This is a genomic window from Telluria sp. ZB2R32 (genome assembly GCF_059685715.1).
Map to the genome: position 1 here is coordinate 276,694 of NZ_JCASIG010000002.1, position 14,194 is coordinate 290,887.

Here is a 14,194-nt window from a genome sequence, read left to right on the forward strand (position 1 = left end):
TTTGATATGGCTGCACTGATGCGCGCCCACCATCAAGGCAGGCGCGGATCATGAGCATTTACTGGGTCACAGGATTCGGCTTGTTCGCATCGATGCCGTACTTGGCGATCGCCTGGCCGACAATCGCCTTGTCGATCTTGCCTTCGTCGGCCAGCGCGCGCAGGGCGGCGACCGTGATGTAGTAACGGTTCACTTCGAAGAACTCGCGCAGTTTCACGCGGCTGTCCGAGCGGCCGAAACCATCGGTACCGAGCACTTTATAGGTGCGATCCTTCGGCATGTAGGCGCGGATCTGTTCGGCGAACATGCGCATGTAGTCGGTGGTCGCGACGATCGGGCCGGTCGTGTCCTGCATCAGCGAAGTCACGTACGGCACGCGCTGCTCGGCATCCGGGTTGACCATGTTCCAACGGTCGCAATCCTGGCCGTCGCGCGCCAGCAGCGTCAGCGACGGTGCGGACCAGACGTCGGCCGCCACGTTCCAGTCGGACAGCAGCAGTTCGGCGGCGAAGATCGATTCGCGCAGGATGGTGCCGCAGCCGATCAGCTGGACGCGGTTCTCCGTCTCGCCACCCTTCTTGAGCAGGTACATGCCCTTCAGGATGCCTTCTTCGGTGCCGGCGGTGAGGCCCGGCTGCTCGTAGTTCTCGTTCATGATGGTGATGTAGTAGAACACGTCTTCCTGTTCTTCCACCATGCGGCGCAGGCCGTCACGGATGATCACCGCCACTTCGTGACCGAAGGTCGGGTCGTACGGCAGGCAGTTCGGCACGGTCGCGGCGATGATGTGGCTATGGCCGTCTTCGTGCTGCAGGCCTTCGCCGTTGAGCGTCGTGCGGCCGGCGGTGCCGCCCATCAGGAAGCCGCGGGCGCGGATGTCGCCCGCCAGCCAGACCAGGTCGCCCACGCGCTGCATGCCGAACATCGAGTAGAACGTGTAGAACGGGATCATCGTGCGGTTGTTCGACGAGTACGAGGTCGCCGCGGCGATCCACGAGCTCATGCCGCCCGCTTCGTTGATCCCCTCTTGCAGGATCTGGCCGGCCTTGTCTTCGCGGTAGTACATGACCTGGTCTTTATCGACCGGCTCGTACAACTGGCCCTGCTGGTTGAAGATACCGATCTGGCGGAACAGGCCTTCCATGCCGAAGGTACGCGATTCGTCGACCAGGATCGGCACGATGCGCTGGCCCAGGCTCGCGTCTTTCAGCAGCGCGGTCAGGGTACGCACGTAGGCTTGCGTGGTCGAGATTTCGCGGCCCGGCGCGGTCGGTTCCAGCACGGCCTTGAAGGTTTCCAGCGGCGGCACGACCAGGGCTTCGTCGGCCTTCTGGCGGCGCTGCGGCAGGTAGCCGCCGAGGGCCGCGCGGCGCTCATGCAGGTACTTCATTTCAGGCGAATCGTCGGACGGCTTGAAGAACGGGATCTCGGCCAGCTTGTCGTCGGGGATCGGGATGTTGAAACGGTCGCGCATTTCGCGGATCGCCTCGTCGTCGAGCTTCTTGGTCTGGTGCGCGGTGTTGCGCGCCTCGCCCGACTTGCCCATGCCGAAGCCCTTGACGGTTTTCACCAGCAGGACGGTCGGGGTGCCCTTGTTTTCTTGCGCGTTCTTGAAGGCGGCGTAGATTTTATGAGGGTCGTGACCGCCGCGGGTCAGGCGCCAGATGTCGTCGTCGCTCATGTTGGCGACCATCTTCAGCAGCTCCGGATGCTTGCCGAAGAAGTGCTTGCGCACGTAGGCGCCATCCTTGGCCTTGTAGTTCTGGTATTCGCCGTCGACGGTTTCCATCATCACGCGCTGCAGGATGCCGTCCTTGTCCTTGGCCAGCAGGTTGTCCCAGCCCGGCCCCCAGATGACTTTCACGACGTTCCAGCCGGCGCCGCGGAAGTCCGCTTCCAGTTCCTGGATGATCTTGCCGTTGCCGCGCACCGGACCGTCCAGGCGCTGCAGGTTGCAGTTGACGACCATCACCAGGTTGTCGAGGCGTTCGCGTGCGGCCATGCCGATCGCGCCCATCGATTCCGGCTCGTCCATCTCGCCGTCGCCGCAGAAGACCCAGACTTTACGGGCTTCGGTGTCGGCGATGCCGCGGGCGTGCAGGTACTTCAGGAAGCGCGCCTGGTAGATCGCCATCAGCGGTCCGAGACCCATCGAGACGGTCGGGAACTGCCAGAAGTCCGGCATCAGTTTCGGGTGCGGATACGAAGACAGGCCCTTGCCGTCGACTTCGCGGCGGAAGTTCAGCAGCTGCTCTTCGCTGATGCGGCCTTCCAGGAAGGCGCGCGCGTAGATACCGGGCGACGAGTGGCCCTGGATGTACAGCAGGTCGCCGCCATGGGTGTCGGTCGGGGCGTGCCAGAAGTGGTTGAAGCCGATGCCGAGCATGTTGGCCAGCGAAGCGAACGACGAAATGTGACCGCCGAGGTCGCCGTCGGCGCGGTTGGCTTTCACCACCATCGCCATCGCGTTCCAGCGCATCCACGAGCGCAGGCGCTCTTCGTATTCGAGGTTGCCGGGGCTGTTGACGTTCAGGTGCGCGGGGATGGTGTTGACGTAGGCGGTGTTGCTGGAGAACGGGACGTGGGCGCCACGGCGGCGCGCCAGGTCGACCAGGCGCTCCATCAGGTAGTGCGCGCGTTCGGTACCTTCGTTTTCGATGACCGCTTCAAGCGCGTCGAGCCATTCCTTGGTTTCGAGCGTATCTGGGTCGTTGGCGGCCTGGGCCGTCAACTGATCGAGTTGAGCTGACATTGGTGCGTCTCCTTGGTTTTGGTGGCCCACGTCGATCTCCCTGATCGCCCGCCGGCGGATTGATGAACATCTAACCTGAATTAATCGACCAGATTCTACCAGTGCCCCATCTCTTTTTCAAATTACGATATATCGTTTCATAATATGAAATTGAATGAATGGCGGGGTGCGTAGGGTGGGCTCTTGAGCCCACGCGGTCAAACGGCTGCATGTCGATATTCATGCGCCGGCCTGCTGCGTCCGGCGGTCGCAAAAACGTATCGACATGCGCCAGCCGCATCCGCGTGGGCACAAGTGCCCACCCTACCGGTATGCATCATGAATAGCCAAATATTTACCCAACGCCCCATCCATAGTACCCCTATAAATATGACAACGAACCACGCCGCGCGGCGCGCGATACCGCGCCTTCGCGCGCAAGCGCCGTATAATTTCATTTTTGTCCAGTGATGAGCCCCACCATGCCAGCGCAACTGATCGACGGAGTCCAACTTTCCCAACAACTGCGTGCCGAGATCGCCGGGCGCGCCGCGAAACTGGCCGCCGCCGGCCAGCAGCCCGGCCTGGCCGTGATCCTGGTCGGCGAAGATCCGGCCAGCCAGGTCTACGTGCGCAACAAGGTCAAGGCCTGCGGCGACGTCGGCTTTCATTCGGTACTGGAAAAATACGATGCCGACCTGACCGAAGCCGCCCTGCTCGCCCGTATCGACGCCCTCAACAACGACCCGGCCATTCACGGCATCCTGGTGCAGATGCCGCTGCCGCGCCATATCAATCCGAGCAAGGTGATCGAGGCAATCGCCACCGCCAAGGACGTCGACGGCTATTCGGTGCTGTCGGCCGGCGAACTGGTCGCCAACCTGCCCGGTTTCCGCCCCTGCACGCCCTACGGCTGCATGAAGCTGATCGAGTCCACCGGCTATGACCTGCGCGGCAAGCACGCCGTGGTCATCGGCCGCTCGAACACGGTCGGCAAACCGATGGCGCTGTTGCTCTTGCAAGCCAACGCTACCGTAACCATATGCCATAGCGCGACGCCGGATCTTGGCCTGTACACGCGCCAGGCCGACGTAGTCGTGGCCGCCGTCGGCCGCCGCAACACGCTCACCGCCGACATGGTGAAACCGGGCGCGATCGTGATCGACGTTGGCATGAACCGCGACGATGCCGGCAAACTGTGCGGCGACGTCGATTTTGCCGGCGTCAAGGAAGTCGCCTCGCACATCACCCCGGTGCCGGGTGGCGTGGGGCCGATGACGATCACGATGCTGTTGATGAATACGGTCGAGTCCGCGGAACGCGTGCTCGGCAAGCGCCAGGAGCAATTGGACCAGCCTGCGGGCATGGACCCGCGTCCTGGCACCGCATGAACTTTGGAAGGACACATAGAATGGAAACGAACGCCAGCAATCCCCTCCTCGATTTCTCGGGCCTGCCGCGTTTCGATGCGTTCCGTCCGGAACACGTCACGCCGGCCATCGCGCAGCTGATCGAGGAAGCCGCCGCCGTGGTGGCCCAGCTCGAGGCACCGAGTGACAAGGTCACCTGGGACAACTTCGTCGTGCCGCTCGAGGAAGCCACCGAGCGCCTCGGCCGCGCCTGGGGCATCGTCAACCACATCAACCATGTGGCCGACACCCCGGAACTGCGCGCCGTCTACAACGAGAACCAGCCGAAAGTGACCGAGTTCTGGACCTCGCTCGGCCAGAACGAAGCGCTGTTCGACAAATACAAGGCGATCCGCGCCGGCGCCGACTACGACAGCCTGAGCCCGGCCCGCAAGCGCATCGTCGAGAACGCCCTGCGCGACTTCCGCCTGGGCGGCGCCGAACTGCCGGCCGACAAGAAGGAACGCTTCGGCGCCATCCAGGAACAGCACGCGGCGATCTCGACGCGCTTTTCCGAAAACGTGCTCGACGCCACCAACGACTACAAGCTCCTGGTCGAAGACGAAGCCGAACTGGCCGGCATCCCCGACGACGCCAGGGACGCGGCCCGCGCCGCCGCCGAAGCCGCCGGCAAGACCGGCTACCAGTTCTCGCTGCACTTCCCGTCCTACTTCCCGATCCTGCAGTTCGCCGACAACCGCCAGCTGCGCGAGACGATTTATCGCGCCAGCGCCACCAAGGCATCGGACATGGCCACCGTCTTCAGCGAAGCGGAAAAATGGGACAACACGCAGAACATCGCCCAGCTGCTGAAGCTGCGCCATGAAGAAGCGCAGCTGCTCGGCTACCGCAACTTCGCCGAAGTCTCGCTGGTGCCGAAGATGGCCGAGAGCCCGGAGCACGTGATCGGCTTCCTGGAAGACCTGGCGGTCCGCGCGCGTCCGTTCGCCGAGAAAGACCTGGCCGAACTGCGCGCCTTTGCCAAGGACGAACTCGGCATCGAGGACTTGCAGGCCTGGGACGTCGCCTACGCCTCGGAAAAACTGCGCGAGCAGCGCTACGCCTTCTCGGCCCAGGAAGTAAAAAATTATTTCCCCGAGCCGAAGGTGATCGAAGGCCTCTTCAAGGTCGTGCAGACGCTGTTCTCGGTACAGATCAAACCGGACACCGCCCCGGTCTGGCATCCGGACGTGCGCTTCTACCGCATCGAACGCGACGGCGAGCTGGTCGGCCAGTTCTATTTCGACCTGTACGCGCGCGCCGGCAAGGGCCAGGGCGCGTGGATGGACGATGCGCGCGGACGCCGCCTGGCGACGGGCGGCATCGTGCAGACGCCGGTCGCCTACCTCACCTGCAACTTCACGCCGCCGGCCACCAGGGACGGCAAGCTGCAGCCATCGCTGCTGACGCACGATGAAGTGACGACCCTGTTCCACGAGTTCGGCCACGGCCTGCACCACATGCTGACCGAAGTCGAAGAGTTGTCGGTGTCGGGCATCTCGGGCGTCGAGTGGGATGCGGTCGAGCTGCCGTCGCAGTTCATGGAAAACTTCTGCTGGGAATGGGACGTGTTGCAAGGCATGACTGCCCATGTGAAAACGGGCGAACCATTGCCGCGCGCGCTGTACGACAAGATGCTGGCCGCGAAAAACTTCCAGTCGGGCATGCAGACGCTGCGCCAGGTCGAGTTCTCGCTGATCGACATGCACCTGCACTACGATTTCGACCCGTCCAGCCAGCAAACGGTGCAGGAACTGATCGACAGCGTGCGCCGCAAGTTCTCGATCATGATCCCGCCGGCGTTCAACCGTTTCCAGCATTCATTCGGCCACATCTTCGCCGGCGGTTACGCGGCCGGCTACTACAGCTACAAGTGGGCCGAGGTGCTGTCGGCGGACGCCTATGCCGCCTTCGAGGAAGCCCTGGAGGCCGGCGGTGGCGAATTGCTGGCCGAGACCGGTCGCCGCTTCCAGCGCGAGGTGCTGGCTGTCGGCGGTTCGCGTCCGGCGCTGGAATCGTTTACGGCCTTCCGTGGACGGGAGCCGTCGATCGACGCGCTGCTGCGCCATAGCGGGATGAGCGCTTAAGTAATTGGTGACCTGTACGCCGGCGATAAGTTCGCCGGCGTACAGCGACGCAAACCAACCGTCGCCCCTCGCGGCGGATTACAATCTGATCCATGACACGGATCGACTTTCACACCAATATTCCCGACAAGCTCGCCTACGCCTGCCGCCTGGCGCGCAAGGCCTATTCGGCGAAGGCAAAAATCGTCCTGCTGGCCGAAGACGCGGCCCAGGCCGCAGCGTTGAACGAAGCGCTGTGGACGCTCTCGAACACCGATTTCCTGCCGCACGTGATGGCCGGCGACCCGCTCGCGCCTGAAACCCCGATCATCGTCACCGACAGCGAGGAAGCCGAGCTGCCCCACCACGACATGCTGGTCAACCTCACGCGCCGCACTCCGAGCACATTCGCCCAGTTCGCACGCGTGTTCGAGATCATTTCCATCGACGAGCAGGACGCCGCCGCCGGGCGCCAGCGCTATGTCGCCTACAAGAAGCAGTCCTATCCGCTGACCCACTTCGTCGCAGGACAATCATGAGCCAGAACCCCGCCTTCGATAGCAGCATTCCCGTGTTGACTGAAGTCGTGCTGGAGCCGGGGCTGGTAGCGCCTGCACCGGCCGGGCAAGCCGAGGCGGAGGATGCGCTGGCGGCGGAACCGGAACCGATGCAGGCCGAAGAAGCCCTTGCACCGGCGCCGGTCGAGACCGAGGCCACGCTGCAACCGCTGCCAATCCCTGCACCCGACTGGGACGAACTCGAGCACCGCATCGCCGAGCGCGTACTGGCGCAGCTGCAGCCGCAGATCGACGCCGTCGTGCGCAACGCGCTGGCTTCGGCCGGTGACCAGATCCACATCGGCCTGCGCCAGGTGGTCGAGCAGGTCGTGGCGCAGCAAGTCGCCTCCATTCAGTTCGGCCACAAGTAGGGCAGGCCGGGCCGCGCAGGACCCTGCGCCCACGCGGTGCGGGCGTATCTATTTTGCGTTGGCTGCGAATACTCCTCCGTAACGGACGCAATTGTGTGCAACATCTCGTGCGTTTCGATTGTGCACATAGCGGACGGTGGGCATGCCCACCCTACACACCCAAACCGGTGCGCGCCCTTCGTCTTGGCCCTCAAATCGTGCACCGATTCCTTCGCACGCACCACGCATGACCACCCCTCGCAATACCACTTTTCACGCCTTCCAAATTGTTGTACCTTTGCTCTGCTTTAACTGCAGGTGCTCGTTATCCCCCACTTTGGAGAACGTATGACCACGAAGCTCATTCCCCTTGCCATTGCGATGCTGTTGGCCGCCAACGCCAGCGCCCAGCAGGTCGTCAAGATCGGCCACGTCGGCCCGGTCTCCGGCCCCAACTCGCACCTGGGCAAGGACAACGAGAACGCCGCCCGCATGGCGGTCGATGAGCTCAACGCAAAAGGATTCACCATCAACGGCCAGAAGGTCACGCTGCAACTGGTGGCCGAGGACGACGCTTCCGATCCGAAGCAAGGCACGGCGGTGGCGCAAAAGCTGGTCGACGCCAAGGTCAAGGGCGTGATCGGCCACCTGAACTCGGGTACCAGCGTGCCGGCGTCGAAAATCTACAACGATGCCGGCATCCCGCAGATTTCGCCGGCCACCACCGCCACCCAGTACACCAGGCAGCGCTTCCCGGGTGCGTTCCGCGTCGTCGCCAATGACGCCAAGCTCGGCGGCACGCTGGGCAAGTACGCGGTCGATACGCTCAAGGTGAAAAACATCGCCGTCATTGACGACCGCACCACCTACGGCCAGGGCGTCGCCACCGAATTCGTCAAGGGTGCCAAGGGGCCAGGCGTGCGCATCGTCGGCAAGGAATTCACCAGCGCCACGGCGACCGACTACACCGCCATCCTGACCTCGATCCGCGCCAAGAAACCGGACCTGGTCTTCTTCGGCGGCATGGATTCGGTCGGTGGGCCGATGCTGAAACAAATGAAGGCGCTCGGCATCGACGCGCGCTTCATGGGCGGCGACGGCATCTGCACCGAGTCGCTGGGCCGCCTGGCAGGCGACGCCGTCGGCGAAGGTAAAGTCATCTGCGCCGAGGCCGGTGGCGTGACAGGCACCGAGCAGGAAAAGACAATGGAAGATTTCCGCGCCCGCTTCAAGCAGAAGACCGGCCGCGACGTGCAGCTGTACGCGCCCTACGTGTACGACGCGGTGATGGTGATGGCGGCGGCCATGCAAAAGGCCAATTCGGTCGAGCCCGCGAAATACCTGCCGGAACTCAAGAAAATCAACTACAAGGGCGTGACCGGCACCATCGCCTTCGATGCCTCGGGCGACATCAACAATGGCGCCCTGACGCTGTATACCTTCAAGGGCGGCAAGCGCAGCAAGATGGACGTGATCCGTTAAATGCGGTTCGCCGGGCTGCCTGCCCGGCACAAACAAAAAGCGCGCCCTTCACAGCGGCGCGCATTTTTTATGTCGGCTGCCTGCAGGGCAGCTTTGTGTCAGGCGATTACTTGGTCGCCAGCACCCATTTCACCAGGCTGCGCGCTTCCGCTTCGCTCACCTGTGGATTGGCCGGCATCGGCACCGGACCCCAGGCGCCCGAACCGCCCTTCAGGACCTTGGCCACCAGCTTGTCTTCCGCACCTTTCTGGCCGGCGTACTTGGCGGCGACGTCCTTGTAGGCAGGACCGACGAGCTTGGTACCTACTGCGTGGCAGGCCATGCAATTCTTGGCTTTCGCCAGGTCCGCTTGCGCGAACGCGCTCGACGATGCCAGCACCGACAACAGACCGCACAACACCAAAGAACGTTTCATCTGAGTCTCCATAAGTAATGCCCGCATTCTACCTCGTTTCCGGACAGTAGCCGCTCGTCGACACACTCTGTAACCTCCCTTACGATTTGAGGTTGCACGGTTTCCACGCCTGCGCCATATTTTTCCACAGAGCACTAATTTGTTTGTAAGATGGCCGCTATCCCGGAGAACCCCATGCCCTTGATCCTGTTGATTGTCGCGCTGCTGCTATTGCGCTTTTTTGAAGTCTGGAAGTTCGCCGCGCTGTCCTACTGGTGGATCGTCGCGCTGATGGTGTTCGCCTTTGTCTGGTTCGAGTACGTGGAAAAGCTGCTCGGCTGGGACAAGAAAAAAGCGCATGACGAGGACGACAAGCGCCGCAAGGCGCGTGTGAAAAATTCGTTCGACAAGCATAATAAACGGTAGCGCCTGCTCTCGCCCGGGTATTGTAGGGTGGGCCGGGCGGCGAACCGCACTTGTGCCCACGCGGTATCACGCATGCATGTCGATACCGCCGCAACAAACGATAATGGGTGATAGGCGCATTATGCGAGATCATACGTATCGATGATTCAACCGCCGTACCGCGTGGGCACCAGTGCCCACCCTACAAAATCAACCAGTCACCGCCCCCTTGCTCGCACTCGACGCCAGCGCCGCGAACTTGGCCAGCACCCCGCGCGTATAGCGCGGCGCGGGCCGCACCCAGGCTGCACGGCGGCGGGCGATTTCCGCATCGTCCACGTTCAGCTGGATCAGCAAGGCGTTGGCATCGATCGTCACCGAATCGCCCTCCTCTACCAGCGCGATGGTGCCGCCCTCGAAGGCTTCCGGCGCCACGTGGCCGACCACCATGCCCCAGGTGCCGCCGGAAAAGCGCCCGTCGGTGATCAAGCCAACCGATTCGCCCAGGCCCTGGCCGATCAGCGCGCCGGTCGGCGCCAGCATTTCCGGCATGCCCGGGCCGCCTTTCGGGCCGAGATAGCGCAGCACCAGCACGTCGCCGGGGTTGATGCGCTTGGCCATGATCGCCTCCATCGCCGAATACTCGTCGTCGAACACGCGCGCCGGACCGGTGATCGCCGGGTTTTTCAGGCCGGTGATCTTGGCGACGCAGCCTTCCGGCGACAGGTTCCCTTTCAGCACCGCCAGGTGGCCCTGGGCGTACAGCGCGCGGTCGAGGCTGCGGATCACGTCCTGCCCGGCCGCGGGCGTGGATGGCACATCGGCCAGTTCCTCGGCCAGCGTGCGCCCGGTAATCGTGATGCAGTCGCCGTGCAGCAGGCCGGCGTCGAGCAGCAGTTTCATTACCTGCGGCACGCCGCCCGCGCGGTGCAGGTCGGTGGCGACGTATTCGCCCGAGGGTTTCAGGTTGCAGATCACCGGCACCTGGCGCCGGATGCGCTCGAAGTCGTCCAGCGTCCATTCGACCTCGGCCGCGTGGGCAATCGCGAGATAGTGCAGCACGGCGTTGGTCGAACCTCCCGTCGCCATGATCAGCGACACCGCGTTTTCGATCGCTGCGCGCGTGATGATGTCGCGCGGTTTTAAATCGCGCTTCACGGCTTCCACCAGCACCCGTGCCGACGCGGCGCACGAGTCGACTTTTTCGGCGTCCGGGTTGGCCATGGTCGACGAATACAGCAGCGACATGCCGAGCGCCTCGAACGACGAGGACATCGTATTGGCCGTGTACATGCCGCCGCAGGAACCGGACGAGGGGCAGGCATTCCTTTCGATGCCGTCGAAATCCTCCTGGCTCATGCGCCCGGCGGTGAATTCGCCCACCGCCTCGAAGCTCGAGACGATGGTCAGATCCTTGCCTTTCCAGTGGCCCGGCTTGATCGTGCCGCCGTACACGTAGATGCCCGGCACGTTGGCACGCGCCAGCGCGATCATCCCGCCCGGCATGTTCTTGTCGCAGCCGCCGATCACGACCACGCCGTCCATCCACTGGCCATTCACGCAGGTTTCGATGCAGTCGGCGATCACCTCGCGTGAGATCAGCGAGAACTTCATGCCTTCGGTGCCCATCGACATGCCGTCCGAGATGGTCGGGGTGCCGAACACTTGCGGATTGGCGCCGCTTTCCTTGACGGTCGCCACCGCGATGTCGGCCAGCTTTTGCAGGCCGGAGTTGCAGGGCGTGATGGTCGAATGGGCGTTGGCGATGCCGATCATCGGCTTGTCGAAATCTTCCTGCCGGTAGCCCATCGCGTAATACATCGAGCGGTTCGGGCTGCGGGCGACGCCTTCGGTGACGTTGCGCGAGCGGCGGTTGTAGCGCGGCTGTTCAGACATGATGGACTCCCCTAGACAGTCCTGCGAGGATGCCTCGCCCGCTTGGGAGCGTCAAATACAAGTTTGATATGTAAAATGTATCAGTACAATCTCAACCCATGGAAATGCATATCGAATGAATCTGGAACTCCGTCAGTTGCGCTATTTCGTCACCGTCGCCGAAGAGCTGCACTTCGGCCGCGCCGCCGCACGCCTGCACATGACCCAGCCGCCGCTGTCGCAGGCGATCGCCGCGCTCGAGGACACCTTGGGCGCGCCGCTGTTCCTGCGCAACCGCCGGCAAGTGGCCTTGACCGGCGCCGGCGCCGCCCTGCTGCCCGAGGCGCGGCGCCTGCTCGACAGCGCCGCCGGCCTGGGCGAACTGGCGCGCCGCGCCGCCGCCGGCGAGTCCGGTCGCCTGGCGCTTTCCTTCGTCACCCCGGCCGACTACAGCGTGCTGCCGCCGATGCTGCGCGACTATAGCGCCGCCTATCCGAAGGTCCAGCTGGTATTGCAGGAAGCGACGACCGACGTGCAAATCGACGACTTGCTGCACGAACGCATCGACGCCGGCCTGGTGATTCCGCCGCTGTCCGACAAGGCGCAAGTTCGGCTCGACTACATGAACGTGCTGGAAGAGCCGCTGGTGCTGTGCGCGCCCGCCGGCACCCTGCCCGCCGGCGCCGGCGCCGTGGACCTGAAAACGCTGCGCGGGCTACCGCTGATCATTTTCCCGCGCAAGAGCGCGCCCGCCCTGCACGACGCCATCCTCACCTGCTTCCACGAAGCGGGCCTGTCGCCCGAGATCGGCCAGGAAGCGATCCAGATGCAGACCATCGTCAGCCTCGTCTCCGCGGGCATGGGCTTGGCACTTGTGCCACAATCCGTGTCGAACCTGATGCGCCCCGGCGTAGAATACCGGGCGCTTGCCGGCCCCACGCCCCTGGTCGAGCTCGGCCTGGCCTGGCGCCGCGACGATGCCTCGCCGGTACTGCGGGGCTTTTTGGAATTACTGAGGAAAACATAATTATGCTGGTACACCCGAATCCGGACCCCGTCGCCTTTTCGATCGGCCCGGTGGACATCCACTGGTATGGCCTGATGTACGTGGTCGCGTTCGGCCTGTTCCTGCTGCTCGGGCGCGTGCGCATCCGCCAGCCGCACATCGCCGCGCAGGGCTGGAAGGCCGAAGACCTGGACGACATGCTGTTCTACGGCATGCTGGGCGTGGTGATCGGCGGCCGCCTGGGCGAAGTGCTGTTCTACCAGCCGGCGCACTTCCTGGCCAATCCGCTCGACATCTTCAAGGTCTGGCAGGGCGGCATGTCTTTCCACGGCGGTTTTATTGGCGTGCTGGTCGCGATGGCGCTGTGGGCGAGGAAAGCCAAGCGCAACCTGCTCGACGTGTACGACTTCATCGCTCCGATGGTCCCGCTCGGCTACGCCGCCGGCCGCCTCGGCAATTTCATCAACCACGAACTGCCGGGCCGCCTGGCGGACCCGAGCCTGCCGTGGGCCATGCTCTGGCCCAATCCCAACGGCGTCAGCTTCCTCGACACCCCGCGCCACCCGTCGCCGCTGTACCAGATGCTGATCGACGGCATCCTGGTGTTCATCATCCTGTGGCCGTTCGCACGCAAGGCCCGCCCGCGCCTGGCGGTGGGCGCGATGTTCACCCTGCTGTATGGCTGCGCGCGTTTCTTCACCGAATACTTCCGCGTGCCGGATTGGGAAACGACGGTGGCCGGCATGCCGATCACGTCGGGGCAGGTGTTGTCGCTGCCGATGATCGTGGCGGCGCTGATCATGCTGGGCTGGGCGTATTCGAAGGATGGCAAATCGCCGGTGCGGGCGTAGGGCAGTCGGCTCTACCCCGCCGCGTGATCGATACGCGCCGCGTACGCCGCCCACGCGTAACGCATGCATCGTGCCTGCAGGGCCCCGGGCCGTTCATGCGTAACGCGTGGGCGGCGTTACGGCCGCGCGTCCATCACGCGGCCGGGTATAGCCGGCCACCCTACATCGCCTTCCAGAACATGTACGCGGCGAGCGTATAGAGAATCACCGCAAACACCTTCTGCAGCTGGCGCACCGGCATCCGGTGCGCGGTGCGCGCGCCGAGCGGGGCCATCATGACGCTGGCCACCACGATGATCGCCAGCGCGGGCAGGTAAATAAAACCGAGCGAGTAGTCCGGCAAGCCCGGTTCGCCCCAGCCATAAAATACATTCGCCAGCGTGCCGGCCAGCGCGATCGGAAAGCCGAGCGCGGCGCTGGTGGCAACCGCATTATGGATGCGCACGCCGCACCAGGTCATGAAGGGCACGGAAATGAAACCGCCGCCCGCCCCGACCAGGCCCGCCAGCACGCCGATCAAACCGCCGGCAGCGAACATGCCGCCGCTGCCGGGCAGGTCGCGCGCCGCCGCCGGCTTCTTGTTGACCAGCATTTGCGTGGCCGAAAAGGCGACGAAGATGCCGAAGAACCAGGCCAGCGTCGACGTATTCATCTGCTTGCCGATCCAGGGCCCGATGACCGAACCGACCACGATACCCGGCGCCAGCAATGCCACGATGCGCCAGGCCACCGCGCCATGCTTGTGGTGCGCGCGCACCGAGGACAGCGAGGTGAACATGATGGTCGCCAGCGAGGTGGCGATCGCCATGTGCACCACCAACGCCTCGGGCACGCCGCGCGCCGTCAGGATCATGGTAATAAACGGCACCAGGATCATGCCGCCGCCGATGCCGAGCAGGCCGGCGGCAAAACCGCCAAAGGCGCCCATCGCCAGCAGGGCCAGGATCAGGAGCGGGTCCATCAGCGCGGCCCTCTACTGGTGTGCGTCAGCGGGCCACGGCGGTGCAGGCCGGAGAAAAGGTATCGATGCATGTTGTGCTTTGAAGTGGGAAATGGAACGCAGGAACG

General features: G+C 63.9%; 12 protein-coding genes. 8 read left to right on the plus strand and 4 right to left on the minus strand.

The window, feature by feature from the left end; all coding sequences use genetic code 11:
- Positions 1 to 58: 58 nt before the first annotated feature.
- Positions 59 to 2,752: a pyruvate dehydrogenase (acetyl-transferring), homodimeric type gene (gene aceE / locus AC56LG_RS06270; protein ID WP_497165257.1), complete on the minus strand. Its 2,694-nt coding sequence runs from the start codon at positions 2,750 to 2,752 to the stop codon at positions 59 to 61.
- 461 nt (positions 2,753 to 3,213) lie between these two features.
- On the opposite strand from aceE, the gene folD reads away from it, so the two are divergent.
- The 5 genes from folD to AC56LG_RS06295 all read left to right on the plus strand — a co-directional run bounded on the left by folD (position 3,214) and on the right by AC56LG_RS06295 (position 8,595).
- Positions 3,214 to 4,122, plus strand: a complete 909-nt coding sequence (gene folD, locus AC56LG_RS06275) for a bifunctional methylenetetrahydrofolate dehydrogenase/methenyltetrahydrofolate cyclohydrolase FolD (protein WP_497165258.1) — start codon at positions 3,214 to 3,216, stop codon at positions 4,120 to 4,122.
- 20 nt (positions 4,123 to 4,142) lie between these two features.
- Positions 4,143 to 6,227: a M3 family metallopeptidase gene (locus AC56LG_RS06280; RefSeq protein ID WP_497165259.1), complete on the plus strand. Its 2,085-nt coding sequence runs from the start codon at positions 4,143 to 4,145 to the stop codon at positions 6,225 to 6,227.
- Positions 6,228 to 6,319: 92 nt separating this feature from the next.
- Complete coding sequence (locus tag AC56LG_RS06285) at positions 6,320 to 6,745, plus strand: DNA polymerase III subunit chi (RefSeq protein ID WP_497165260.1); 426 nt, start codon at positions 6,320 to 6,322, stop codon at positions 6,743 to 6,745.
- Positions 6,742 to 7,134 (plus strand): hypothetical protein, encoded by a 393-nt coding sequence (locus tag AC56LG_RS06290; protein ID WP_497165261.1) that lies wholly within the window; start codon positions 6,742 to 6,744, stop codon positions 7,132 to 7,134. The genes AC56LG_RS06285 and AC56LG_RS06290 overlap by 4 nt, the downstream gene beginning before the upstream one ends.
- A 327-nt stretch (positions 7,135 to 7,461) precedes the next feature.
- The gene (locus AC56LG_RS06295; protein ID WP_497165262.1) at positions 7,462 to 8,595 is read left to right on the plus strand and encodes a branched-chain amino acid ABC transporter substrate-binding protein; all 1,134 of its coding nucleotides are present in this window, start codon (positions 7,462 to 7,464) and stop codon (positions 8,593 to 8,595) included.
- Positions 8,596 to 8,701: 106 nt separating this feature from the next.
- Here AC56LG_RS06295 and AC56LG_RS06300 read toward each other — a convergent pair whose 3' ends face one another.
- Positions 8,702 to 9,010: a c-type cytochrome gene (locus tag AC56LG_RS06300; protein ID WP_497165263.1), complete on the minus strand. Its 309-nt coding sequence runs from the start codon at positions 9,008 to 9,010 to the stop codon at positions 8,702 to 8,704.
- Between the two features lie 174 nt (positions 9,011 to 9,184).
- Here AC56LG_RS06300 and AC56LG_RS06305 point away from each other — a divergent pair, with 174 nt between their 5' ends.
- Positions 9,185 to 9,415 carry a TIGR04438 family Trp-rich protein gene (locus AC56LG_RS06305; protein WP_497165264.1) on the plus strand — a complete coding sequence of 77 codons (231 nt, stop codon included), beginning with the start codon at positions 9,185 to 9,187 and terminating at the stop codon, positions 9,413 to 9,415.
- Between the two features lie 189 nt (positions 9,416 to 9,604).
- On the opposite strand, the gene ilvD is transcribed toward AC56LG_RS06305, so the two are convergent.
- A complete protein-coding gene (gene ilvD, locus AC56LG_RS06310) occupies positions 9,605 to 11,290 on the minus strand; it encodes a dihydroxy-acid dehydratase (protein ID WP_497165265.1) in 1,686 nt (561 codons plus the stop codon).
- Between the two features lie 115 nt (positions 11,291 to 11,405).
- Between ilvD and AC56LG_RS06315 the strand changes: the two genes are divergently transcribed.
- On the plus strand, positions 11,406 to 12,296 hold the full coding sequence (locus AC56LG_RS06315; protein WP_497165266.1) for a LysR family transcriptional regulator: 891 nt from the start codon (positions 11,406 to 11,408) through the stop codon (positions 12,294 to 12,296).
- Between the two features lie 2 nt (positions 12,297 to 12,298).
- Positions 12,299 to 13,126: a prolipoprotein diacylglyceryl transferase gene (gene lgt / locus AC56LG_RS06320; RefSeq protein ID WP_497165267.1), complete on the plus strand. Its 828-nt coding sequence runs from the start codon at positions 12,299 to 12,301 to the stop codon at positions 13,124 to 13,126.
- Between the two features lie 160 nt (positions 13,127 to 13,286).
- Here the strand turns inward: lgt and AC56LG_RS06325 are convergent, their stop codons facing one another.
- Positions 13,287 to 14,087, minus strand: a complete 801-nt coding sequence (locus AC56LG_RS06325) for a sulfite exporter TauE/SafE family protein (protein ID WP_497165268.1) — start codon at positions 14,085 to 14,087, stop codon at positions 13,287 to 13,289.
- Positions 14,088 to 14,194 lie beyond the last annotated feature (107 nt).